The following is a 24951-nucleotide window of genomic DNA, read 5'->3' on the forward strand; positions in this document are numbered from 1 at the left end:
CGCGGAAATCGAGGGAATATCGTGCGGCAGAATCGGACAACATCACTCTTGTCTACCCGATTCAGGTGGTTATTTCGCCATGAACCTTGCTATGAGTCCTCAATACCTGGACGTACGTCACATACTCCTCGCCATTACACCCCGGCATTTCACGACGCCACGACCGGACGTGTCGAATTGCCGCTCAGCGGATCGAAAAGGCGAGTATCGGTCGGTCAGCCATCCGACTTATGGCCCTCCATGGAGTAGTACACAGCTATCCCGTGCTAACAATATTCCTCATTAGAATCGGAGCAAAAAACCTTTGAGAGCCGGTCAAGGGACGTATACCAATGGAAGTGACAACAGTTCAAGAACAGTCCTCGTCGCGGAGGGCCGTTCTACTCTACTGCCTCATCACGTCGATTTTCGTCGTCGGAGTGCTGGCCCCGATCTACTTTTCCGTTCCCTATCTCCGCGTCCTCAAGACGGCCGTCCTCCTCGTCGTGGTCGCACAGGTCGGTCGGCTGTTCGTCTCGGCGCTCGTCTCGATACAGGCATCACACGCCACTCCGTCGTTCCCATCGGACGATGACGAACTTCCCACGGTGAGCGTCGTCATCCCGGCGTACAACGAAGCGAGCGTCCTGGAGGGAACCATCGACGCGTGTCGAGCGGTCGATTATCCCGAGCACAAGCTCGAAGTGATCGTCTGTTACGAAGCCGATTCGACCGACGAAACCGCCGCTATCGCACGGCGGGCGGCCGCGGACGACGGGCGAATCGTCGCGGTCGAACGCGACGAACCGGGCGGCGGAAAGGCGAAGGCGACGAACTACGCGCTCACCTACGCGACCGGCGAGATAATCGCCAGCATCGACGCCGACCATCAGTTCGATCCGGCGGCGCTCCGGCGAGCCGTCGGGTGGTTCGAAGCCGACGACGATATCTGGTGCGTGAAAGGACGATGCTACGGCCGGAATCCGAGTGATTCGCTCATCTCGCTTCACGCGACCGTCGAACGCCACGTCACGGAGCGGGCCGACCTCGTCGCGCGCTCGCTCTGGAACGGGTTCAGCATCTTCGGCGGGGGACAGGCGTTCTTCCGCCGGGACGTGTTCGAGCGACTGGGTATGTTCGACGAATCCGTGCTGGTGGAGGACATCGACATGTCCACGCGGATCCACCTCGCCGGGAAGGAGATAGTCGTCGATCCGTCCATCATCACGTTCGAGGAACACCCCGCGACGGTGGCGTCGTGGTGGAGTCAGCGAAAACGATGGGCGCGCGGATGGTTACAAGTGAGCAGTCGCTATCTCGCCTCGGTCGTCACCTCGCCACAACTCTCGTGGCGAAAGCGCCTCGACGGCATCTACACCTTTTCGAACACGCTCATCCTTCCGTTTCTCGTCGTGGGGCTTCCCCTCCCGTTCATCCAACTGTTCCTCCCGGTTACGTCGTACGTCCCGTACAGTCAGGTCATCTGGACGGTGCTCGGTGCCTTTCCGATACTCACCGTCCTCGCCGTCTTGCTTCGGGACAGATACGAGGGGTTGCCACACTCCCGGTGGGAGTACGCCGCCGCGTTCACCCTCGGCGTGTATCTCATCCTGAACTCCGTCGTGTACATCGTCGCGTTCATCGACGAGTACGTCCTCCGCAAACCGGCGGTGTACGTAACGACGAGCCGAACCGACGATACCGTCAGCCCGACCAACGCCGACTGATCGAACGGTCGGAGTTCACCGTTGAGTGGCCCCGGAAGGAATAACGCATGTCGACCGCTGTGGGATCGATTTCGATGAATATATCTTCCCACATAGGACCATATTTGACAATATATTTCTCCCAATCTATGTACTAGTGGTAAAATTTATTGTGGTCGTCGAGAAGGGCACGATATGGAGACACGGAAAGTTCAGGTCACCGGAGGATCCACGTTCACGGTTTCCCTGCCGAAGGACTGGGCGAACGAAAACGACGTCGCGGTCGGGAGTTCGATCTCGTTTTTCTCCCACGAGTACGGGCTGGTTCTGACGCCACGTCGTGGCAGGAAAGGCATCGAAGGACGGCTCGATATCGCCACGCGGAGCGACGATGAACTGATGCGCGCCATCATCGCGATGTACGTGAACGGTTTCAACACGATCACGATCGAGACCCATCACATCACACCCGGCAAACGGCGTGCCATCCGCACGACCACACAGAACCTCGTCGGGCTGGAGATAGTCGAGGAAGCGGACAAGAAAATCGTCGTGCAGGACCTGCTCAACGCCTCACAGATGTCCATTCACGATGCGATTTCACAGATGAAGGTCATCGCGATGGCCATGCTGGAAGACGCCGTCTCCGCCCTCGCCGAGACCGACGAGGACGCCGCTCGGAACGTCATCGAACGTGACGACGACATGGACCGACTGTGGTTCGTCGTCTCCCGGACGTTTCGAAGGACGTTACGGACGCCAGCGGTGGCGGAAGAACTCGGATTCCCCCGCGAGACGTGCTTCGATTTCTACACGTGCGGTCGTCAACTCGAACGTATCGCCGACCACGCGGCGAAGATTTGTCGGGTCGCCATCGAACTCGATGCGATACCCGAACGCGTGGTCGAGGCAGTTACCGAACTGCACGCCGAAGCCGCCGCCATCGTCACCACCGCGATGGAGGCGTTTCTCACGGACGACCGGAAGCGAGCCACCCGACTCGCCAACGAAGCACGGGAATCGGTCTTCGGGATAACCGAATCCGGTCGCAGTATCGACGACCTCCTTCGTGACCTCGAACCGCATCAGGCCCATCAGCTACGACTCAGCATCGATTCGCTTTCGAGGTGTGCCGACTACGGCGGCAACATCTCCGAGACGGCGCTCCAGAAATCGGCCCCTCGACCGTAAGAGCGGTCGTTTCGGGGAACCGTCCGAACGCCGCTATCGCCAGCCCACACGAATCGTCGATCGCTAGAAAAATCCAGATCGTCGCTAGTATCATATTTCTCCTATAGTGTGGAATGTTTCTCCCCGGGACACAATATATACTATGTCCATTAGATATATATTTCTCCCCGATAATTCCCGGATATGGTTTCCAAGAATAACGCCTTTCGTAAAGAAATCAACCGTCGTGGATTCTTCCGGAGCGTCGCCGGAACGACCGCGGCCGGTGGGCTTTCGACGCTCCTCGCCAAGCGAGCGATCGCACAGCCGACGACCCCGGTTCGAGACGGTTCAGCGCACGCCTTTTCCTACGACGCGGCGGCGGATGCGGACGCGACGTTTCCGCAGTCGGTCATGAGCGGCGGACCGACCGATTCGGGTGCCATCGTCTGGACCCGAATCGCCGAGGCGGCGTATCGAGAGGGCCAACCTGTCGGGGTTCAGGTCGCAAACGACGAGACGTTCGACGACCCCGATTTCGAAGGGGTGGTCGATGCGTCGACGGTGTCGGCAACGCATGATTACACCGTCAAAGTGGACCTCGACGGCGAACTCGACGCCGACCGCTTCTACTACTACAGGTTCATCTACGACGGGACGGCGAGTCGAACGGGACGACTCCGGACGATGCCGAGCGCCGACCAGCACGTCGATGACCTCTCGTTCGGGGTCGTGACCTGTCAGGACTATCAGAACGGCTATTACGGCGCGTTCCACCACATCGCGAACGAATCCATCGACTACGTCGTCCACCTCGGCGACTTCATCTACGAGTCGTCGGACGGCGCGTACGTCTCGCCCACGGGCGAAATCAAACCCGGCCGGGATTTCGACCTCCCGAGCGGGGCATCGCTCGCTGAATCCCTCGACGACTTCCGCTTTCTCTACAAGAAATACAAATCCGACCCGCTACTGCAGGAGGCCCTGGAACGCCACACGCTCATCGCGGGGTGGGACGACCACGAGATCGGAAACAACCGGTACTGGGACTACGCGACGGATGCTCCGGTCCTCCCGAACAAGGACGACGGGTCGAAGCCGTCGGTCGCGATGGAAATCACGGCGAACGGAATCCAAGCGTGGATAGAACACATGCCGATGCGGGTCGAGTACGACCCGTCGGAGGAGGACCTTCACGAACAACTTCGCCTGTGGCGGCGGTTCGAGTTCGGTGACCTCGTGGACCTCGTCGTCACCGACGAGCGTCTCTTCCGCGACGGCACACCGTGTGAAGACCGAACGCTCACCTGTACCAACGAGGACGACCCGGACCGGACGATGTTGGGTTCCGAGCAGAAATCGTGGTTCGTCGACTCGCTCTCCGAATCGAGCGCCCGGTGGACGACGTGGGCAAACGAAGTGCTAACGATGCCGCTGACGGCGGGAGAGGACTGGTATCAGGTCGAATTCCTGGAGGACTCCTGGGACGGGTTCCAGGCCGAGCGTGCGGAACTGATGAACGCCGTCGATGACGCCTCCCTCCGGAACTTCATCACCCTCACGGGGGACCTCCACTGCTCGATGGCTGGCTACCAGCACGCGGGGTACGGCGAAGTCTCGTGGAACCGGGATACCGTCGGCATCGAATTCATGACGCCGTCGATCACGAGCGTGTGTGCCGCCGACGTCGTGGACTTCCCGGGAGACTGGGACAGGGAGGCGTTGGCCGCAATCGCGAAAGCGGAGAACGAACACCTCGAATACATCAACTGGTACGAACACGGCTACTCCGTGGTCGAGTTCACCGAGACGGACTGTGAGTTCACCGTTTACGGGGTCGATGCGGACGAGAATTCGGCCGACGCCGAGAAACGAACGCTGGCACAGTACCGCGTTCCGGACGGCGAACTGTCGCTCGAAGCGCTGTCGGAACCGAAAACGGTGTCGAGGTCGTAATCGGAGTTAGTGCCCATCGCCGCGCGAGGCGAAACGGCAACCACCGTTAAGCGGTTTCACGGATTATTTCACGCCGTCATGGTGCATTCGACGTGGGGCGATTGGTTCGTTCGTGACGAAGTCGAGTCGGTTGACGTGGACGGGATGTCGATCTGGTATCTCGGCTGTAACGGGTACATCGTTCGAACACCCGAAACCACCATCTATCTCGACCCGTACTTCGGCGACGGGTCGCCGCCGCGGACGGTGCGGATGATCCCGATACCCGTGGACCCGACGGCCGCGACGATGTGTGATGCGGTATTCGTCACCCACGAGCACATCGACCACATGCATCCACCATCGTACGGCCCGCTCGTGGAAGACCTCGGGGCGCACCTCTACGCGCCGGACGAGGCGTTCGAGAACCCCGCCTACGACGGCGACCTACGAGCACCCGACGACCGGCGCACCGTCGTGTCGGCAGGAGACGATATCTCCGTCGGCGACATCGACGTTCACGTCCGCGCCGCGAACGACCCCGATTCGGGCGGCCCGGTGAGCTACGTCGTCGAACACGAGTCGGGGACGTTCTTCGCGCCGGGCGACTCGCGCCCCGCGGACGCGTTCTCCGACATCGCCGACGAGTTCGACATCGACCTCGGCGTGCTCGCCCACGGAACCGTCGGCAACATCTATCACACCGAGGACGGCGAGACGTACCCAACCGACTGGTACAACGACGGCGAACAGGTCTCCGAGGCCGTCGCCGACCTCGAACTCGACCGGTTCGCCCCGGTTCACTTCGACGTCTGGAAAGGGGTCGAGGCCGACCCGAAGGCGCTCCGGGAATCGCTCGCCTCCTACGAGTACCCGTACGTCTTCGAGGACGTCCGAATCGGCGACCGACTCGTCATCGACCGGCCCGGCGTCGTTCCGGCGAAGGCGATTCGGGAACACTGACGGGCGAAAAGTGATCTCCGGAAGAAAAAAACGAGAGGGGTAATCGAAGGAGCGAAGGGAGATTCGGAACGGCGGTCGACCGGGTTACTCCGAATCGGATTCGGTATCGTTCGCCTTCGAATCCGTTTCCGTATCCTCTCCATCCTCCTCGTCCGCCGACGCGGACTGTGGCGATGCGTTCGACCGAAGTTCGGTTTTCGGCTTCGGCATCGGGACGTCGGCACCCTTGACGGCGTGCCAGATGATCCGGTTGAACTCCTGCATGTTCGCCTCGTCCTCCGTGCCGAGGTCGAGATTCTTCGAGGCCTGTGCTCCCGGCGAGTTCTCGGTGTTCTTCTCGTCGAGCGACTGCTCGGGAACCCGTGCCTCGTAGCTGTAGTCCAAGTCGGGTTCCTCGTCGTCGCCGATGAACGTGTTTATCATCGGCGTCGCGCGGGCGTCGAACTGCGTCAGCGGTGGCATGCCGAGGATGAGTTCGATGGTTCTGAGGATGGAGACGGTACTGTAGAACGTGCTATCGACGACACCCTGACGAGTGTACGGGCTGGCGACCAGCGTCATGCTGCGGTGGGCATCGACGTGATCGGGACCGTTCTGGGCGTCGTCCTCGGTGATGAAGATGGCCGTGTCCTCCCAGTACGAGGAGTTCGTGACCGTCTCGACCAGTTTCCCAACCGCGAGGTCGTTGTCGGCCATCATGGCCTGCGGGGTCGGCATTCCGGGCGTCGTTCCCGCCGTGTGATCGCTCGGGAACCTGAGGATCGTGAGCTCCGGCAGTTCGAGGTCGTTCGAGTCGTCCTCGTACGCGCGGAACTCCTTGAGCCACGCTCCGTATCGTCTGATATCTTTGATGTCGAGGTCAAAGCTGGGGAAGTCGGGGTCCACGTGGTCTTCGAGTCCGGAGACGCTCGGTTCCGCGTGGTCGAAACTCCCGTCGTCGTTGTACTCGTTGTTCGCGAACTCGCCGTAACTTCGGTAGCTGACGTCGGATGCGGCGGCCATGTTCCAGAGGTAACCGCCCTGCGGTCGGGTCGCGCCGCCGTTCTCGAAGTCGTAGTTCCGTCCGCGACCACCGTAGTTGCTCGGCCACGTCTTCTGCGTGTAATCGTTCGCGATGGCTCCGACCGACCAGTTGTGGCCGTCCGCACTCACTTCGGCATCGACGTAGAAGTTGTCGAGCAGCGCGAACTCCTTCGCCAGCGCGTGCTGATTCGGGGCCGATTCGGGACCGAACAACGTGAGCGACGGGTCACCGTTGCCCTCCTCGATGTCGCCGAGCACTTGGTCGTACGTCCGGTTCTCCTTGATAATGTAGATGACGTGGTTGATGGGCGACGGGTCACCGACGCGGCGAGGAATCGGTCGGGAGGTGACGTCCTCCGCGGAATGGACGAGTTCGCTCGTCATCTCGTTAAACCCGTTGTTGTCGACCACCTGTTCCGTGTACGTCCCGAGCCGTTCGGCGTCGGGCAGGGGAACCTTCGAGAGCGTCCCGGAGATCATGTTCCCGATATACTGGACGTCCTGTTTATCCTTCGCCGGATTCGGCCCGTTGGGGTTCGGTCCGGCTCCGAGACCCTTCATGTTCGCCACGAACAAATCACGGCCGTCGTTCGTCACGGTAAGGGCCGACGGGAACCACGCCGTCGGAATCAATCCCGCGATTTCCGCTGTCGTGTCGTCTCCACAACCGTCAGCTCCGAGGTCAACGACGGCGACGTCGTTGTTTCCGGCATTGGCGACGTACAGCGTCTCGCCGTTTGGATCGGTAGCGAGCGCGTTCGGCATGCTGCCGGTCGGTGCATCCTCGTACGGTTCGAGGTCGATGGTTTCGACGACTTCGTCCGACCTCGTGTCGATGACGGAGACGGTGTCGGCGTTGCCGGACGAGGTGTAGACGTGCGAGCGAGTGGGACTGCGGAGAACGTCGTTTGGCCGTCCGCCGACCTGAATCGTCTCCGTGACTTCGAGGTCGTCGGTGTCGATAACCGAAAGCGTGTCCGCACCCCAGTTCGAGACGTACGCTTTCTTCCCGTTTCGGGAGAGTTCGACCGTATACGGTTTGTTGCCCACGGAGATGGACTCGATGACCTCCTCGCGACACAGGTCCACGACGGCGACGGCGTTGTTCAGGTTCGTGGCGACGTACAGTCGTGCCCCGTCGGGCGAAACCGTCAGCCCTGCCGGGAATATCTGTTCGTCCTCGGGGGCGATACGAATCGGATCCCGTTCGGTCAGCGTACCGTCCGCGACGGAGTAAACGCGAATCTTGTTGTTCGTCCCCGCCGAGGCGTACAGCGTCCGGTTCGACGCGAACTCGACGCCGACGAACAGTGCTTCGGGTGACTCGTACGTGATGGTATCGACGACTTCGTTTGACGCTACGTCTACCAGCATCATCGACTGGACGCCCTGCCCGTCGTTCGAGACGGCGAGATACTTCCCGTTCGGACTGAGCGCCATACCCATCGGCCGGTCGCCGACCTCCGTTTGCTTCCCTGCAGGCGTGAGCGTCCATCCGGGAGCGTGCGGAACGAATCCCTCGCCCTCGCCTGGCGTCCCGTCTCCCGACGTATCGGTATCCGAGTCGCCCTTTTCGTCGGCCGTCACGATACTTTTCCTCGCGCCGAGCGCTCCGAAGAGGAGGCTCGACCCCGCGCCCGCTTTCAGTACACCCCGCCGTGTGAACCGCGTGCTTGGCTTCACGTCCGGCGAATGATTGCTTCGGAGGGTATAATTTTATATTTTCCTTATATAAATCTATGATAGCCATTTTCGAATATGTGCGTGCCGTGGACGGACTTCCGGATTGTCATGCCGTTCCTGCTTGCAAATGCGGCGAGTACACTTAACCCGGTTTTGTCCGTACTTTCGCGGGCAATGGGAAGCCTTCACTTCGATTACGACGGTGAGACGGTCATCGTCACGGGTGCGAGTTCGGGTATCGGCCGCGCGATTGCCCTCCGGTTCGGCGAAGCGGGGGCGACCGTCATCAACGCCGACGTGCGCGAGGAGCCGAAATCGGACGGCAAGCCCACCCACGAGAAGATTCGGGACGAGCACAAAGGAAACGCCGAGTTCGTGGAGACCGACGTGTCCAAGCCCGGCGAGATCGAGGCCGTGGTCGAGGCCGCCCGCGACTACGGCGGCGTGGACGTCATGGTCAACAACGCCGCGATGCAGCACAGCGAGGATTTCCTCGACGTGGACCAGGAGGACTTCGACAAGCTCCATCACACCAACATCCGGGGCTACTTCTTCGGCGTTCAGGCCGCCGCCAAGGACATGATCGACCGCGACGAGGCGGGAAGTATCGTCAACACCGCCTCCATCAGCTCCGAGGTCGCTCAACACGATCAGGTCCAGTACGACTCCACGAAGGGAGCCATCAAGATGATAACGCGCGGTACCGCCCTCGAACTCGCCGAACACGACATCCGCGTCAACGCCGTCGCCCCCGGCCAAATCGCCACCGAGTTCACCGAAGGGTGGAGCGACGAAGCCGAGGACGCCGCCGGTGAAGGCGGCTTCATCAAGCCGGTTCCGTTGGGGCGGGCGGGCTACCCCGAGGACATCGCCGGTCCCGCGCTGTTCCTGGCCAGCGACGACGCGGACTACATCACCGGCGAACTGTTGTACATCGACGGCGGTTGGACGGCGATTTAGATATCATCGTCCTGGACGGACCGTTTCAAGACGGATATCTCGCGTTCGAGTTTTGCAATCCGAACGTGACTGAGGAGTACTTCTCGAAAGTTCCACCATACTCGTGGCGAGAGGGTGCGAGGTTTTCCGTGACGACAAGTACAGACGTCGATGAACCCGTCACCGGCCACCAGCGCGCGCCGTGTGGTCCGGACAGGAGACGCGAGACCGGTCAAAATTCTCTCCGAGCGTGAGGATATCGATCTCTACTCCTCGATAACTGAGATTACAGCGGTTCGAAGTCCACACAACGAAACCCGATCTCTCAAACCCCTTTTCGATCGATACTGGCGTTTGCAGGCACGTCGCTTAACATCGTACCGATGGTAGCAGACTTCAAGCGGTAGCGGTAATCACGGTCGGAAGGATCGGAACGAAACCGACGACGAACGACGATTTACGAGGTACATTCATGTCACGGAAAATCGCCGTCCTCGGTTCGGGATACGCCGGGGTCGCGGCCCTACAGAGTCTCGAAGAGGAGTTGGAAGGGGAAGCGGACATCACGTGGGTATCGGAAACCGACTATCACCTCCTGTTGCACGAGGTGCATCGCTGTATCCGGGACCCGTCGGTCCGGGAGAAGGTCGTCATTCCGGTGGAGGAACTCAAGGACGACGACACCGAGTTCGTGCAGGCGCGGGTCACCGGACTCGACGTGGACGAGCGCGTTGTCCATCTGGACGAGAGCGACGACATCGAGTACGACTACTGCGTGGTCTGTCTCGGCAGCCAGACCGCGTTCTACGGCATCGACGGATTGGAGGAACACGCGCTCACGCTGAAGAGCCTGGGTGACGCGATGACCATAAATCAGAAACTCTCGGCGGCGGTTTCGGACGCGACCGACGACGATCCAGCACAGGTCGTCGTCGGCGGGGCCGGACTGACCGGTATCCAGACCGCGGGCGAAGTGGCCGCGTATCGCGACGAACGCGACGCTCCCGTCGAAATCCACCTCATCGAGATGGAAAACGAGATTTTCCCCGGCCACGACCACGAGTTTCAGGGGGCGATTCGGAACAAACTGGACGCGAAGGACATCGAAATTTCGACCGGCACTGTCGTCTCGGAGGTCGACGAGGCGAAAATTTACTTCGAGAACGGCGACCCACTCCAGTACGACGCCTTCGTCTGGGCGGGCGGTGTGACCGGCGAGGACGCGCTGTCCGACGCCGACATCGAGAAGGACCACAACCGCGCCTATTCGAGTTCGACGTTCAAGACGAGCGACGACCGGGTGCTGGCCATCGGCGACGCGGCGCTCGTGGACCAGGACGCGGAGGGGGGCCCGCTTTCCGAACAGGACGCCTGGGAGGCGATCGTCCATCCCGACACGGACGACGTTCCGCCGCCGACGGCCGAGGCGGCGATGGAGGAGGGTGAGCACGTCGGGAAAAACGTCGCTCGGATGATCGACGGCCGCGAACCCGTCCACTGGTCGTACATCAACAAGGGGACCGTCGTCTCCGTCGGGGAGGAGGCGGTCGCACACGACGTCATCGGTATTCCGCTCAACACGTTCAGCGGGCCGGGCGCTCGCGTCCTCAAGAAGGTCATCTCGGCGCGATGGATCGGTGAGTCATACTCGTGGCCGGCGGCGGCGAAAGCATGGACGGACATGTGAACCCCGAGGAGTCGACCGTGGCCGTCTACTTCGACATCGACGGAACGCTGCTCGAACGGCGGCGCGAGGAGGACGAAGTCGTGCCGACGGCCGCCGAGTTCGGCATCGACCTGCGCGACGAGCAGGTCGAGACGTTCGACCAGTTCGTCCGGCAGTACTTCCGTCGGAACGTCGAGGACGGCTACCGCGAAGCCGTGAAGACGTTCACGAAACATCTCGACCTCGACGTCGATACCGACGCGTTCACCGCCTCGCTCAAGCGACTGAAGGTGGAAAACACCCGACTCGTGGACGGTGCCGAGGGAGTTCTCGACGAGTTCGCGGAATCGACGCGTCTCGGCATCATCACGAATGGCGAGGGTGACATCCAGCGCGAGAAGCTAGCGACCCACGGTATCGACGACTACTTCGAGCACGTCCTCATCTCGGGGGAGCGCGAGACGATGAAGCCGAAGGACGAGATGTTCGAGATGGCGAAACGTGAGTGGGTGGCGGACGGGTACGTCTACGTCGCGGACCGACTCGGTGACGACATCGTCCCCGCGAGGGGGAACGGGTTCACCACCGTCTGGGTGTCCGACGACGTATCACCGATTCCGGACCACGTGGTGCCGACGCTCGCCGACCTGTCCGTGGACGGCGTACTGGACGTGGTTTACCCGTGATCGAACACGGTGTGACGACACGCGGATTCGACCGACTGAGGGGAAATCGAATGAGAACGACTATCGACGGAACCGTCGGTTCTCGCCCAACGGCGAGGATCATGGACGAACGGGGAGGTACGGACACGGATGAGTGAATTCACGCCGATTTCGGAACACGGTCTCATCGGGAACCTGGAGACCTGCGCGCTCGTGGACACGACCGGTGCGGTCGATTGGTGTTGTTTCCCACATATGGAATCCCCGAGCGTGTTCGGATCGATACTCGACGCCGAACGGGGCGGGGAGTTCGCCATCGCGCCGCTCACCGAGTACGACGCCCACCAACAGTATTTCGACCGGACGAACGTCCTCCAGACGACGTTCGAGACGGCGTCCGGCGAGTTGACCGTCACCGATTTCATGCCGGTCATCGGCGAAGCGGTCGCCGACGAGCATCCGGACCAAGCTATCTATCGGAAGGTGACCTGTACCGAGGGGACTGTGGACGTGGAAGCGACGTTCGCGCCTCGATTCGATTACGCCCGTTCCGAGACGTCGCTGGAATCGACGTCCGGCGGGATTCGCGCGACCGGAGACGGGGACGACGAGAGCGCGTTCCTCTCGACGCCGACTTCGATGGTCATCGAGGACGATACGGCCCACGCGACGTACTCACTCGACGCGAACGAGAGCCACTGGTACGTGTTCCAGTACGACAGCCACGAACCGATGGGAGGGAGTTCCTGCCGCGAGTTGCTCGACGAGACCGTCGATTACTGGCACGACTGGAGCCATAGCTGTAGCGGGTCGGACTGCCCGTTCGAGGAGATCGGCCACGACCACGTCATCCGATCCGGTCTCGTGCTCAAACTGCTCACGCGGATGGACACCGGGAGCATCTGTGCGGCACCGACGACCTCCCTCCCGGAGAACATCGGCGGGGTTCGAAACTGGGACTATCGGTTCAGCTGGATTCGGGACAGTGCGTTCACCGTGCAGGCGCTGACGCATCTCGGCTACACGACGGCGGCCGACGAGTATCTCAACGACTACATGGAACTGAGCCGTTCGACGGATCCAGAGGACCTCCAACCGCTGTACGGGCTGGATCACCGTTCTGACTTCGAAGAGGAAACGCTCGACCATCTCTCGGGCTATCGCGGCTCCAAACCGGTCCGAGTCGGGAACGACGCGTCGAGCCAGTTCCAACTGGACATCTACGGCGAACTCGTTCAGACGGTTTACCAGATGGCGTGGTCGAACGAGGGGGTCGTCGACGAGGATTGGAACACCGTCAGGGACATCACCGAGTTCGTCTGTGAGACGTGGAACGATCCGGATTCGGGAATTTGGGAACCGCGGCGGGAACCGACCCACTACGTCTACTCGAAGGTGATGTGCTGGTCGGCGCTCGACCGCGCCATCGACCTGGCCGAGCGGGAAGGACTCGACGCACCGCTCGATAGGTGGCGGGAACAGCGGGAGGAGGTACGGGACGCGGTCATCGAACGGGGGTTCGACGAGGAGTACGACAGCTTCACGCAGACGTTCGATGGCGATCGAATCGACGCGACCGGACTCCTGATCCCACAGACCGGATTCCTGCCGATAGACGACGAGCGGGTCCAAGGAACCATCGAGGCCGTCAGGGAACACCTCACGACGCCGGACGGGTTCGTGTATCGGTATCAGGAAGGAGGGGACCAAATGCCCGGAAAGGAGGGTGCGTTCATCCTCTGTTCGTTCTGGCTCGTCTCCGCGCTCGCCAAATCCGGGGACGTGGAGCGCGCCGAGGAAATATTCGAGAACGTCTTGGAAACCACGAGTTCGGTCGAACTGCTCTCGGAACAGGTCGACGTCGAACGGGAGGAACTCCTCGGGAACTACCCGCAGGCGTTCAGTCATATCGGCCTCATCAACAGCGCGCTCTACATCGCGGAGGCCAAGCGGGACGACTTTTCGGTCGAATCGATGGGAATGAACGAGACATCGCTGGGGTCACGGACGGGTGACGACCGGACGGGCGAACATCGAACGGCCGAGACGGAATAGTCCTTACTCCCCGTCGAGCACTTCCGCGGAGTTGTCCCGCGGTTTGTAGTCGATGGACCGGAGCGTGTGCGTGAGCGAGAGACAGCGGTTGTCGTTGCGCGAAATCGCGTGGACCGCGACCGGGTTCTCCTTCAATTCCGAGAGTGTAGCGGCGCGCAGCGCCCTGTGACAGTCGGGCTTGCTGAGCCACATCGCACGGGCGAAGCGGGCGTTCGCCTCCGGATAGTCGGTCTCTGGGTTTTCCTGTGAGTCGCGCAGTTCGTCGCGAGACATCAGCCACCCGATTCGGAGGTTCACCGTCTCGATGTCGTGCTGGTAGGCGAACCGGTTGCCGATGGCTTCGCTCGACACTTTCGTCACGCCGTACCACGAATCGGGATGGGGTGGCGCGTCGTGCTGGAGTGCAGGCGCGTCGTCGTACATCGTCTCCGGTTCGTCGGGGGCCACGGTCTCCCGGCCGTTGATGGCGTGATTCGAACTCGCGTACACCACCCGGTCGAGTCCGTTCTCGATGGCCGCCGTGTACGCGTTGTAGGTTCCTTGGATATTCACCGGGGTCAAATCGTCCCACTCGGCGTACGGCGAGGGATTCGCCGCGAGGTGAATCAGAACGTCCTCGTCCGAGAGCGCATCGACGAACGCGTCTCGGTTCGTCACGTCGACCGGGATGCTGTCCATGTCGTCCTGTTCCGTGCGCGTGATGAGGGTGAGTTCGTGTGGAGTGTCGTCGAACGCTTCGATGACCTCACGACCCACGTTTCCGGACGCACCGGTAACCGCGATACGTGTCATATCGACAGGTCACGGGCCAACGGGACATATGTGGTGGCCGCCATAGCCAGCAGTTTTTGTGTCACTGATGGAAACTAGTTCACAATAGTTGAAACGAATTGCGGACATGTCCTCCGACGAACCGTACTTCTCGCGTCGCCAACTGATCGGCGCGGGGGGACTCGCGGCCCTCGGCGCGTGGTACGTTCGCCCCTCCCGATTCACGAGTGAGCAGTCGCTCGACCGACCGATTCCGCGGGATACGTGGCCGACCTTCGGTCGGGACGCCTCCCGCTCGGGATACGCGCCGACGGCGTTCGCCTACGTGCTGGTCGTGCGAACCGACTGGTGAGCGTCCGAATCGGTGTCACCGTCGGAGTCGGAATCGCCGTCGTGGTCCGAATCCCCGTCGTCCCGGTCGCTGTCGGAATCGCCATCGAGTCCGGCGGAGTACGTCTCGTCGTATTTTATCAAGTCCGCCCATCCGTCGTCCCCGTGGGCGCAGTGTTGACACATAGTATCGGAGAACGACCGACGAAAGGATAAGGCTTTGCGTGACGAACGGCCGTTTCAGCGGGGAGAGACGTTCAAACAACGACCCCGATCTTTATTCTCTCGTGGTGTGTACACCTGCTTGTCATGGTAGACGTAGCAGTCATCGGCGGCGGCCCCGCCGGTCTGAGCGCGGCACTGTTCACACAGAAGAATGGGCTCGAAACCGTGGTGTTCGACACCGACGAAACGTGGATGCACAAGGCACACCTGTTCAACTATCTCGGCATTCGGAGCATCAAGGGAACCGAGTTCATGTCCATCGCTCGCGGACAGGTCGAGGACCGCGGTGCGAACATCGAGCAGGGCGAGGAAGTCACGAGCGTCGAGGAGAATGGAGACGGCTTCACCGTCACGACCGACGACGGCGAGTACGACGCGACGTACGTCGTCTTCGCAACGGGCAACGATCACAGCCTCGCCGAGTCGCTCGGCTGTGAGCTAACCGACGACGACGTCGTGGATGTCGACGTGACGATGGGAACCAGCGTCGAGAACGCCTACGCGACGGGTGCGATGGTCCGTACCGGGGAGTACGAGGCCGTCATCTCGGCCGGGGACGGCGGTGCGGCGGCGCTCAACATCCTCTCGAAGGAGAAGGGAGAACACTTCCACGACTTCAACGTTCCCGGCGACGTGCCGACGCTCGGTGACGGCGAGACGTCGGACTGACGGCGAGGCGTCGGACTGACGGGACGGGTTCCGCTTTCGAACATCCAATACCACTATTTCCGTTGCCCGCGTTGGGGGAACCGATGTACGATTCGATCCTCGTTCCGACGGATGGAAGCGGCGGTGAACAGCAGTTTGTCGAGGAGGCGATTTCGCTCGCGGAGCTGACGGGTGCGACGGTGCACGTCGTCCACGTCGTCGATAGCGGCCTCGCGGAGTCGCTCTCGAAATCGACCCGATCGATGGTGAACGACGACCTGAAAACGTCGGGCGAAACGGCGATCGGGTCGATCGTCGGCGCGGCCGAGCGCGCCGGACTCGAAACCGAGTCGACCGTCCTGCACGGCAACCCAGCAGAGGAAATCGTCGAGTACGCCGAGGAGAACGACATCGACGCCATCGTCATGGGAACCCACGCGAACAAGGGCGTCAGCCATCTCGTCCTCGGGAGCGTCACCGAACGCGTCATTCGGCTATCGACGGTGCCGGTGCTGGCCGTCAATCTGACCGAGCACCACTCGTCCGAGCACCACTGATTAGGTCCTCGGCGACGAAGGAAATCCATGACGAACCGGCGGGTTGCGACGCTCGGCGTCCTGCTCGGAATTTTCCTCGCGGCCATCGACGGCACCATCGTCAGCACGGCGATGCCGACCGTCGTCCAGTCGCTGGGCGGACTGCAACTGTACGCGTGGGCGTTCGCTGCCTACATGCTGTTCGCGGCCGTGTCGATGCCGCTGTACGGCCGCCTCGCGGACATCTACGGCCGAAAGCGGTTGTTCTTCGTCGGAGCGGGCATCTTCGTCGGCGGGAGCGCGCTGTGCGGCGCGGCGGGAAGCATGCTCGAACTGGTCGCGTTTCGCTCCTTGCAAGGAATCGGTGCGGGCGCGATGTTCGCCATCCCGTACACCATCCTCGGCGTCGTGTACCCGCCCGAAGAACGCGGCCGTGCCATCGGCCTCGGGAGCACTGTCTGGGGGATTTCGAGCGTCATCGGTCCCCTGCTCGGGTTCCTCATCGTCTCGACCGTCGGGTGGCGCGGCGTGTTCTATCTGAGCGTACCGGTCGGACTACTGGCCGTCCTCCTCGTCTGGGTTTCGCTGGACGAATCGACCGGGAGCGCCGAGCGCGACATCGATTTCCTCGGCGCGGCCGTCCTCTCCGTGGCCGTCGGAACGCTCCTCGTCGGACTCCAACTGCTCGAAACGACGAGTTCGTGGGCACTACCGCTCATCGTCGTCGGAATCGTCGGCTTCGGCGCGTTCTACGCCGTCGAGAAGCGGGCGAGCCAACCCATCGTCCCCCTCTCGATGTTCGACGACACGGTATTCATCACGACGAACGTGACCGGATTCCTCACGAGTTTCGTCCTCTTCGCGGCGATTACGTACGTTCCGCTGTATCTCCAGAGCGTCCAAGGCGGTGCCGAAAGCGCCGCGCTGGCCGTCTTCCCCATCTCCATCGGGTGGTCGGGGACGAGTTTCCTCTCCGGACGACTGGTGAACCGAGTCGGCGAACAACGACTCGCCACCGTCGGGAGTAGCCTGCTGGTCGTGAGCTTCGGCGTCGCAACCGTCCTCTGGACGGCGACGACGCCGGTTCCGGTGGTCGTCGTCAACGTGTTCGTGATGGGCGTCGGCATGGGGATGGTGACGCCGCCGCTGCTGACGGCGATTCAGAACCACTTCGGCACCGAACTGATGGGCGTCGTCACCTCCTCCCAACAGTTCTTCCGCAACCTCGGCGGGACGATGGGCGTCGCGCTCCTCGGCTTCGCGCTGAACCTCGTCATTCAAAATCGGCTCGCGGCAACGTCCAACATCGCCAACGTCGGCGAACTCCAACAACGGTTGCTCGGGTCGGCCACGCCGCCCGCCGGGTTGGCCTCGATTCTAACGGACGGCCTGACGACCGTGTTCGGGCTTTCGGTGGTCGTCTCGATACTCGCGGTCGGCTTTGCGTACTATATTCCCAGAAAGCGCGCCGAGTCGTCGGCGCAGGCGACGGCCGGAGACTGAGACGAAACCGAGAGTGGAGTGAGATGTGTTTGATTCTAGTTTTGTGAGTGCAGCGACTACGATGAAGGCCCAGAAAGTCCCTGTCCGCTCGCTAGGACGTAGGATTGAATTTATTGCGATTTCAGTAGCCGAGCCGCATGAAGACCGCACCCGCCCACACACCTCCCCAACCTCCTCGCTCCCTACGGTCGCTCGTCCCTCACGCGGGCGCACATCAGTGCGCCGTCGCGCGCCGTGTGGTTTGTCCGTATCGACCAGCCCGACCAGCCGGACGGCGCGCGGGCCAACAAGCCTGAGGATAGCGGTCATCCGAGGGCTTGTTGGCTATCGTGCGAGGGATGAGCGGAACGACTGGTAAGGAGTCATTCGAAAATCGAAGATTTTTGAGCATGAAGCGAATCGACTGGGGAGGCGTGTGGTGCGGGACGGTAGCGGTCGAGGGGGGGACTGAAAGGGGCCGTCCGCTCGCGCTTGCGTGGTCGTCTCAGTGACCCCTCTTGACGAAACGAGCGACGAAGGAGCGAGTTGAGGAAAGATCTCGCTGAGACGACCGCGAGCGGGCGGGGGCTTTCGAGGCAGTCTACCCTCCAGTAACTGCAATCACAAACCTACCAACCACTCCGTCTCGGAGCGAGACTCCAAGTGTTGACGAGTCTCCAAAATTTCCCAAGCCCGCGGCTATTTGTGCCATCTCCCCAAACCACCACCCATGTCAGACCGCGATTTCGAGGACCTCGTCGTCGGCGACCGACAGACGTTCGGCAGTTACACCGTCACCGAGGAGGAAATCCTCTCGTTCGCCGAGCAGTACGACCCGCAGGAGTTCCACGTCGATCTGGAGGCCGCCGAGGAGTCGATGTTCGGCGAACTCGTCGCCAGCGGGTGGCACAGCACGGCCATCTCGATGCGAATCCTCGTGGATAACTTCTTCCAGAACAGCGGGAGTTTGGGTTCGCCCGGCGTCGAATCCGTGACGTGGCCCGCTCCGGTCAAACCGGGTGAAACGCTCTCGCTGACGCTGGAAGTCACCGACAAGCGTACGCTGGAGAGCGACCCGAGTCGCGGCCTCGTCACGTTCTCCCTCGAAATGCAGAACGAAGACGGGGAGACGAAACTCACGATGGACCCGAAGGTGTTCTTCGCGCGGCGGGAGAACGGTAAGTAAAACGGTTATTTGTCCCTTGAGAACATATTTGCTCGCAACGACGAAACGACGAGTATGGCTCCCACCCGCCGCCAAACGCTCGCCCTCGCGAACGCGCTCGCCGCCGGGGCGCTCCTCCCCGGTTGTCTCGGGTCGTTCTCGATGGAAAAACCGAACCCGAAAGGAGGACTAATGACCGAAACGCCGGAAAAGACCGTGACAGGAACGGAGAACCCGAATCCCGCTTCGGCGGACGAGAAAGCCATCCGAACGCTCGCCCGCGGAAACACCGCGTTCGGACTGACCCTGCTCTCGTCGCTCGCGGACGATTCTCCGGGGAAAAACCAGTTTTTCTCCCCGTACAGCGTCTCCGTCGCGCTGGCGATGACCTACGCGGGCGCTCGCGGCGAGACGCGAACCGAGATGCACGATACCCTCCTGTTCCCGCTCGACGGCGACTCGCTTCACGCCGCGTTCGGAAAGACCGACGACGAAATCGAGTCCACGGCGGAGCGGTCCACGGCCGACTCCGACGAAGGGACGCCGTTCCAGTTGACGACGGCGAACGCGGTCTGGGGGCAGGACGGCTATCCGTGGCGGGACGAGTTTCTCGACACGCTCCTGACGTACTACGGCGCGGGATTGCACATCTGCGATTTCGAGCACGACGCCGACGGGGCGAGGGACGTCATCAACAACTGGGCCGCCGAACGGACGGCGGACAAGATCACGGACCTGCTACCCGAGGGGTCGCTCGACGCGATGACGCGTCTCGTTCTCACCGACGCCATCTATTTCAAAGCGACGTGGGACGAGACGTTCTCCGAAAAACGGACGGAACGGAAACCGTTCACCACGCTCGACGGCACGGAAGTCATGGTGCCGATGATGTCCCAATCGAGTTCGTTCCCGTACGCGACGGTCGATGGTCATCAACTCATCGAACTGCCGTACGTCGGCGGCGAAGTCGGCATGGTGGTCGTCCTGCCGAAGGAGGACACGTTCGAGGAGTTCACGGACTCGCTCGACGCGGACGGACTGACGACGATGGTGGACGAGTTGGAACCGGAACACGGGTCGATTTCGCTGCCCAAGTTCGGCGTCGAATCGTCGTTCGAACTCGGGACGACGCTCGCTTCGCTCGGGATGGAGCGGGCGTTCTCCTCGAACGCCGATTTCGGCGGCATGGCGAACCTCGAAAAAACCGGCGAGGACCTCCGGATAGGGGACGTCTTCCACGAGAGCTACATCGACGTCGACGAGAAGGGGACGGAAGCGGCGGCCGCGACGGCCGTCAAGGTGGTCGCGACGGGGGCACCGGCGAACCCGTTCGAGATGACGGTCGATAGGCCGTTTTTGTTCCTGATCCGCCACAAACCGACGGACACGACGCTGTTTCTGGGTCGTGTCGTAAGTCCCTGATTCGAACTCACGCCGTTCGCCTGCGCCGCATTTTCTCCACGAGTCGCTTTGCCGACCCCGAAACCGACTCGCGCGTATTGGGCTTCGTCCAGACGTAGCGCGCGCTCCCGTCCTCGAATCGCTGTACCTCGTCCAACTGCCAGCCCCGCCGCTCCAACACCCGCTCGATGGTTAGATAGGGGAAGTGTTCCTCGATGTACCCCACTTCGGTTCCGTAGATGTCGGACGCGTACAGTTGCGAAACCATCCCCTCGTGTTCGACATCCCATTTGATGTGGTAGTACCAGTAGCTGATATATGTCGGAAGGTCGAGCTTCGGTAGTTGTCCCCGTCGTAACGTTCCCTCCTGGTTGCGCTCCGGCCCGTTCCACGAGAGGGACGAGACGGCATCGTACTCCTCTCCACGTGCTGGCGAATCGTTAAACGTCTCCAACCACTGATGCTCCCCGCACTCCCGGATCACGGTTTCCACGACAATTCTCCGTGGCATGTTGAAACGTACGTCCCGAAAAATAATGATGTTTTTGTGCATCGAACATGCACGATGGGATGGAGGGTGGTGTGGAGTAGTGAAATGAGAACGGAAAAGCACGAAGCGATGCGATGAGAGATGAAGCGATGCAGTGAGGAATGAAACGGTGTGGGGAAACCACACCGGTTTCGGAAGTCAGAGGCATGTGGCGGTGATACGATGAGCGGACGTCCCGCCCTTTTCCGGTGACGACCACCAGTCGTCACTTTTCAACCGCAGTCGTAGCCGCCACAACTATTGGATTTACTGAATCTTCCAAATGCTTTGTGGCAGATCGTCACCGGGCGAAATCCGGTGAACTAGCCGTGTTTTCGGTAGAAATTCCCCGCCGTCTGTCGATTCGATGCGGAAGTTATTTATCATAAATGCATATAAATCAACTCATGCCCGGTGCACGAATCACGGCAGGAGAGCGAGTCACGCTCCGAACGCTCGAAAAAGAAGATCTCCCGTTTCTCCAGCGGGCATACACTAACCCCGAGATACGCTATCCGCTCGGCACGCCGCTCAAGAACCGGGACCAACTCGAAACGTGGACCGAAGACGAGGGGACCGACCAGTTCCTCGTCTGTCTCGACGGCGAGGACGAAGGCGATGGGGACACGCGACCCATCGGTGCCGTGTTCGTCGAGGATGCGAGTTGGCGGCGACCCGAACTCGTCTACTGGCTGACTCCGGACGTTCAGGGCAACGGGTACGGAAAGGAAGCCGTTTCCCTCGTCATCGACTACATCTTCCGCGTGTACGACACTCCCGCCGTGGGTGCCGGAGCCTACGCGTTCAACGACGCCTCGCTCGGTCTGCTCGAATCCCTCGGTTTCGAGGAGGAGGGACGAATTCGCATGGATCGGTTCGTTGACGGTCGGTACATCGATCGGATCGTATGCGGTCTGCTCCGGGAGGAATGGCGCGAGCGAACCGAATAGGAACATAATTCCCCCACTTTGAGCATTCAGCCATCGAATTTATGCCGTTCCGGAATCAGATTCGCCCATGAGCAACTCCGATCTGGAGGACGAGTTCGATTTCGACGGCGAGTTGCCGCCGACGGTCGACCGCGCGGCGATCGACCGAATGCGGACGATCGCACACGTCTTCGACGACTTCATGCGAATTCCGTTCACCGACATGCGCGTCGGTCTCGACCCCATCCTCGGCGCGATTCCGGTCGTCGGCGACGTCATCAGCGCCGGGCTTTCGCTGTACATCGTCCTCGAAGCGGCCCGGTTGGGTGTCTCGTTCACCACCCTCCTCCGGATGATAGCGAACGTGAGCATCGACGTCGTCGGCGGTTCGGTGCCGGTCGTCGGCGGCATCATCGACGCCGTGTGGAAGGCCAACAAACGCAACGTCGAACTGGTGCTGGAGGACCTCGCCAACGACCCGCTGGACGACGGCTTCGACGGCGAAACCGAAGTCGTCGAAATCGAGATCGAGTAACGGTTGGTGACGCTCCGGAGATACGTCCGTTTCCGTTCACTTTCGAAGTCGAAAGTTTCTCGATACGGTGGTGCTAGGGATAGTTCGTCTACGACTCCATGTTCGAGACGACTTTCGGTGTCCTCCAGAAATCGCCCCTCGCAATCGTCCCGCTCGTCGCCATCGGTTGGTTCGTCGCGCTGGGCGTCCGTCGGAGTAAACTCGTTTCCCGAGTCGCGCGATACGTTTTCGTCCTCGGCGTGATTCCGCCGTTCTGCCTCTTCGTCCTCGCCGACTTCTTCGGGAGTCAATCGAGTCGAGGTCTCGCGCGAACCCTCCTCGATAGCGAAGTTCGGCTGGTTGTCGGCATGCTCGACACCGCCGACAGGCTGACGGCGGCGGTGCTCCGAGCGTTCCTCCATCTTGTGTCCGGGGTCACCCCGGGCGACCCCCTCGTGGGAATCACGTCGATGCTACCGTCGTGGGACCCGTTCGCCGCCATCTCCGCCGTCGGGTTTCTCGTCGCGGTGTTCGCCCTCCATTTCGTCGCGGGCATCGTCGTGATTCGGATTACCCGGTGGGAGAACGGCGCGTCACTCGCCGACGAATGGCTGAGCGCCGCCGGTGTGGTGCTGTTCGTCTCCGGAATGGTGTGGATGCTGCTCCAGTTCGACCCGACCGGGTTCGGGAACTTCGAACTCCGGGCGTCGGTGCTGGCCTCCTCGATGGGGTTGGTCACCGGCATTACCGTGTCGAACCTCCCCGTGAACCTCCCGGCGTGGTGGCCGGACGGCGTGATGGGGGACGGCGAGACGGCGGACGCCGAATCCAAGGCTGACACCCCGACGGGACGGGAACGAACGCGACGCGCGTCGCGTTCGGATACCCGGTCCCCCCGAGCCTCGGCGACCGAAACAGCAACGGGGGACGCTTCGGCGGCCGAATCGACATCGAGGACCGAAGCCGCCGATTCGGATCCCTCGTTCGAGCGGCTACAGAAAACGGTCGAGTCGCTTCTCCGTCGGTAGGAGACGATTACCCGCTTGCCTGTTCGGCCGGAGCGGTCGCCCGCCATCCCTCGATGAGTTCGTCCGCGCTCGTTATCTCCGCGTTGTACACGTCCTGCAGGTACTCCAACCCGCCACGGTGGTCCTCCTCGCTGAACGCCTCAACGCAGTCCTCCGGGACGGCGATGTGGTAGCCGCGGAAGAGCGCTCCAGCGGAGGCGTGCCGGATGCACATGTTCGTGTGGAGGCCGGTCAGAATCACGCGGGAGACGCCCAGACTCCGGAGGTGTTCGTCCAACCCCGTCCCGTAAAACGCGTCGTACGTTCGCTTCTCGAAGACGTGGTCGTCCGGACCGGGTTCGAGTTCCGGAATCACTTCCGCGCCCTCGGTTCCGCGCATGGCGTGTTCGCCCCACACGTCCAACTCGAAGTCCTCCGGTCGGTGGGCGTCGTTCACGTAGACGACCGGAACCCCGGTTTCGCGCGCGGCGGCGATGAGTCGGTCGAGTTCCGGGATGATGTGCTCGGCGCGCTCGGCCGCGATTTTTCCGGTCACGAAGTCGTTCAGCATGTCGATGACTAGCAGTGCGTCGGTCATTGTTCTCCCCCGAATCGAGATAGGGAGTCAGCGAAGAAAACGGTTGCAGTCAGTACCGAAGCGAATCCGGCGAAATGCCGACGAATCCGGCGCTCACGTCCCACAGACGCTTTCGCACCTCGGCGTCGTGTGATTCGTCGGAGGATTCGACGACGTCGCTGTCACTGAAGTATTCGCCCGTCACGCCGTCGTACTCGGGCGACGCGGCGGCGCGGATGACGGTTTCGGCACCTTCCTCGACGCTCTTCGTAAACGGCAGGGGAAGGACCGAGAACAGGCCGAGCGTCAGTCGCCCGCGAATCGACGCCTCGCGCGTGAACGCGGTTTCGGGCACGAACCCGGGGTTGGCCGTGGTTGCGGTCACGCCAGTTCCGTCCAGTCGTCGTGCCAGTTCGTAGGTGAAGAGGAGGTTCGCCAATTTGGACTGGCTGTAGGCCGCCATGTCCTCGTAGTCGCGCTCGCGCTCCAAATCGGCGAAGTCGATGGTGCCCCTCTCGTGCAGTTCCGAGGTCGTCGTGACGACGCGGGCAGGCGCACTTTCGACCAGCAGGTCGATGAGCAGATGCGTGAGCAAAAAGGGCGCGAGGTGGTTGATGGCGAACGTGGCTTCGATGCCGTCCACGGTCTCCGTTCGCCGGTTTCGGAACGTCCCCGCGTTGTTCACCAGCAGGTCGAGTCGGTCGTGGCGGTCCTCGAACTCCGCCGCGAGGTTCCGGACGTTGTCTTGGGACGCGAGGTCCCCGACGTACAGTTCGGCCCAGCCGTCGCCGTTCCGGGCCTCGATTTCCCGTGCGACTTTCCGGCCGCGTTTCCGGTTCCGACCGACGATTGCGACCGAGGCACCGTACTCGGCGAGTTTGAGTGCGGTTTCGCGGCCGATGCCGCTGGTGCCGCCGGTGACGAGGGCCACTTGGTTCCTGAGGTCGGGTCGAGTGGGCATGATTGGGTGGAGGGAGCGGGAGGGGAAATCCGTGGCGGAACTCTCGACACGACATCCTCTCAGCCATTTTCACCGAACGACAGTTGTTACCA

Annotated in this window: 23 protein-coding genes; 17 read left to right on the forward strand and 6 right to left on the reverse strand. The window is 61.7% G+C overall.

Features of this window, described 5'->3' with window-relative positions; all coding sequences use genetic code 11:
* The first annotated feature begins 332 nt into the window (after window positions 1-332).
* From NKF25_RS16800 to NKF25_RS16815, 4 genes are all read left to right on the forward strand, one after another.
* A complete protein-coding gene (locus tag NKF25_RS16800) occupies window positions 333-1706 on the forward strand; it encodes a glycosyltransferase family 2 protein (protein ID WP_253227811.1) in 1374 nt (457 codons plus the stop codon).
* 174 nt (window positions 1707-1880) lie between these two features.
* Window positions 1881-2876, forward strand: coding sequence for a phosphate uptake regulator PhoU (locus tag NKF25_RS16805; protein WP_253227812.1), 996 nt, complete (start codon window positions 1881-1883; stop codon window positions 2874-2876).
* A 183-nt stretch (window positions 2877-3059) separates the two neighbouring features.
* Window positions 3060-4811, forward strand: a complete 1752-nt coding sequence (locus NKF25_RS16810; protein ID WP_253227813.1) for an alkaline phosphatase D family protein — start codon at window positions 3060-3062, stop codon at window positions 4809-4811.
* A 78-nt stretch (window positions 4812-4889) separates the two neighbouring features.
* Window positions 4890-5753 carry an MBL fold metallo-hydrolase gene (locus NKF25_RS16815; protein WP_253227814.1) on the forward strand — a complete coding sequence of 288 codons (864 nt, stop codon included), beginning with the start codon at window positions 4890-4892 and terminating at the stop codon, window positions 5751-5753.
* 84 nt (window positions 5754-5837) lie between these two features.
* Here NKF25_RS16815 and NKF25_RS16820 read toward each other — a convergent pair whose 3' ends face one another.
* Complete coding sequence (locus NKF25_RS16820; protein WP_253227815.1) at window positions 5838-8459, reverse strand: glutaminyl-peptide cyclotransferase; 2622 nt, start codon at window positions 8457-8459, stop codon at window positions 5838-5840.
* A 174-nt stretch (window positions 8460-8633) separates the two neighbouring features.
* On the opposite strand from NKF25_RS16820, the gene NKF25_RS16825 reads away from it, so the two are divergent.
* The 4 genes from NKF25_RS16825 to NKF25_RS16840 all read left to right on the forward strand — a co-directional run bounded on the left by NKF25_RS16825 (window position 8634) and on the right by NKF25_RS16840 (window position 13784).
* A complete protein-coding gene (locus NKF25_RS16825) occupies window positions 8634-9419 on the forward strand; it encodes an SDR family oxidoreductase (protein ID WP_253227816.1) in 786 nt (261 codons plus the stop codon).
* Window positions 9420-9870: 451 nt separating this feature from the next.
* Window positions 9871-11085: an FAD-dependent oxidoreductase gene (locus tag NKF25_RS16830; RefSeq protein WP_253227817.1), complete on the forward strand. Its 1215-nt coding sequence runs from the start codon at window positions 9871-9873 to the stop codon at window positions 11083-11085.
* A complete protein-coding gene (locus NKF25_RS16835; protein WP_253227818.1) occupies window positions 11070-11750 on the forward strand; it encodes an HAD family hydrolase in 681 nt (226 codons plus the stop codon). Before NKF25_RS16830 ends, NKF25_RS16835 begins: the two co-directional genes overlap by 16 nt.
* Window positions 11751-11879: 129 nt before the next feature.
* Window positions 11880-13784, forward strand: coding sequence for a glycoside hydrolase family 15 protein (locus tag NKF25_RS16840; RefSeq protein ID WP_253227819.1), 1905 nt, complete (start codon window positions 11880-11882; stop codon window positions 13782-13784).
* 3 nt (window positions 13785-13787) lie between these two features.
* Here the strand turns inward: NKF25_RS16840 and NKF25_RS16845 are convergent, their stop codons facing one another.
* On the reverse strand, window positions 13788-14576 hold the full coding sequence (locus NKF25_RS16845) for an NAD(P)-dependent oxidoreductase (protein ID WP_253227820.1): 789 nt from the start codon (window positions 14574-14576) through the stop codon (window positions 13788-13790).
* Window positions 14577-14682: 106 nt separating this feature from the next.
* Between NKF25_RS16845 and NKF25_RS16850 the strand changes: the two genes are divergently transcribed.
* A complete protein-coding gene (locus tag NKF25_RS16850; protein WP_253227821.1) occupies window positions 14683-14907 on the forward strand; it encodes a hypothetical protein in 225 nt (74 codons plus the stop codon).
* On the opposite strand, the gene NKF25_RS16855 is transcribed toward NKF25_RS16850, so the two are convergent.
* Window positions 14877-15071 carry a hypothetical protein gene (locus NKF25_RS16855; RefSeq protein WP_253227822.1) on the reverse strand — a complete coding sequence of 65 codons (195 nt, stop codon included), beginning with the start codon at window positions 15069-15071 and terminating at the stop codon, window positions 14877-14879. The two genes, NKF25_RS16850 and NKF25_RS16855, sit on opposite strands and share 31 nt — an antisense overlap.
* Before the next feature lie 123 nt (window positions 15072-15194).
* Here NKF25_RS16855 and NKF25_RS16860 point away from each other — a divergent pair, with 123 nt between their 5' ends.
* From NKF25_RS16860 to NKF25_RS16880, 5 genes are all read left to right on the forward strand, one after another.
* A complete protein-coding gene (locus NKF25_RS16860) occupies window positions 15195-15779 on the forward strand; it encodes an FAD-dependent oxidoreductase (RefSeq protein ID WP_253227823.1) in 585 nt (194 codons plus the stop codon).
* 83 nt (window positions 15780-15862) lie between these two features.
* Complete coding sequence (locus NKF25_RS16865) at window positions 15863-16315, forward strand: universal stress protein (protein ID WP_253227824.1); 453 nt, start codon at window positions 15863-15865, stop codon at window positions 16313-16315.
* A gap of 27 nt (window positions 16316-16342) precedes the next feature.
* Entirely contained in the window at window positions 16343-17797 is a 1455-nt protein-coding gene (locus tag NKF25_RS16870; RefSeq protein ID WP_253227825.1) for an MFS transporter, read from the forward strand.
* Between the two features lie 709 nt (window positions 17798-18506).
* Window positions 18507-18962 carry a MaoC family dehydratase gene (locus tag NKF25_RS16875; RefSeq protein ID WP_253227826.1) on the forward strand — a complete coding sequence of 152 codons (456 nt, stop codon included), beginning with the start codon at window positions 18507-18509 and terminating at the stop codon, window positions 18960-18962.
* A 54-nt stretch (window positions 18963-19016) separates the two neighbouring features.
* Window positions 19017-20363, forward strand: coding sequence for a serpin family protein (locus NKF25_RS16880; protein WP_253227827.1), 1347 nt, complete (start codon window positions 19017-19019; stop codon window positions 20361-20363).
* 7 nt (window positions 20364-20370) lie between these two features.
* On the opposite strand, the gene NKF25_RS16885 is transcribed toward NKF25_RS16880, so the two are convergent.
* Window positions 20371-20853, reverse strand: coding sequence for a hypothetical protein (locus NKF25_RS16885; protein WP_253227828.1), 483 nt, complete (start codon window positions 20851-20853; stop codon window positions 20371-20373).
* A 425-nt stretch (window positions 20854-21278) separates the two neighbouring features.
* On the opposite strand from NKF25_RS16885, the gene NKF25_RS16890 reads away from it, so the two are divergent.
* The 3 genes from NKF25_RS16890 to NKF25_RS16900 all read left to right on the forward strand — a co-directional run bounded on the left by NKF25_RS16890 (window position 21279) and on the right by NKF25_RS16900 (window position 23342).
* Window positions 21279-21821 carry a GNAT family protein gene (locus tag NKF25_RS16890; protein ID WP_253227829.1) on the forward strand — a complete coding sequence of 181 codons (543 nt, stop codon included), beginning with the start codon at window positions 21279-21281 and terminating at the stop codon, window positions 21819-21821.
* A 67-nt stretch (window positions 21822-21888) separates the two neighbouring features.
* Window positions 21889-22335, forward strand: a complete 447-nt coding sequence (locus NKF25_RS16895; protein WP_253227830.1) for a DUF4112 domain-containing protein — start codon at window positions 21889-21891, stop codon at window positions 22333-22335.
* Between the two features lie 98 nt (window positions 22336-22433).
* Window positions 22434-23342, forward strand: coding sequence for a hypothetical protein (locus NKF25_RS16900; RefSeq protein WP_253227831.1), 909 nt, complete (start codon window positions 22434-22436; stop codon window positions 23340-23342).
* A gap of 7 nt (window positions 23343-23349) precedes the next feature.
* Here NKF25_RS16900 and NKF25_RS16905 read toward each other — a convergent pair whose 3' ends face one another.
* Complete coding sequence (locus tag NKF25_RS16905) at window positions 23350-23919, reverse strand: isochorismatase family cysteine hydrolase (RefSeq protein ID WP_253227832.1); 570 nt, start codon at window positions 23917-23919, stop codon at window positions 23350-23352.
* Between the two features lie 49 nt (window positions 23920-23968).
* Window positions 23969-24859, reverse strand: coding sequence for an SDR family oxidoreductase (locus NKF25_RS16910; protein ID WP_253227833.1), 891 nt, complete (start codon window positions 24857-24859; stop codon window positions 23969-23971).
* Window positions 24860-24951: the final 92 nt, after the last annotated feature.

It is taken from the genome of Haladaptatus sp. AB643 (assembly GCF_024136975.1).
Classification (GTDB): Archaea; Halobacteriota; Halobacteria; order Halobacteriales; family Haladaptataceae; genus Haladaptatus.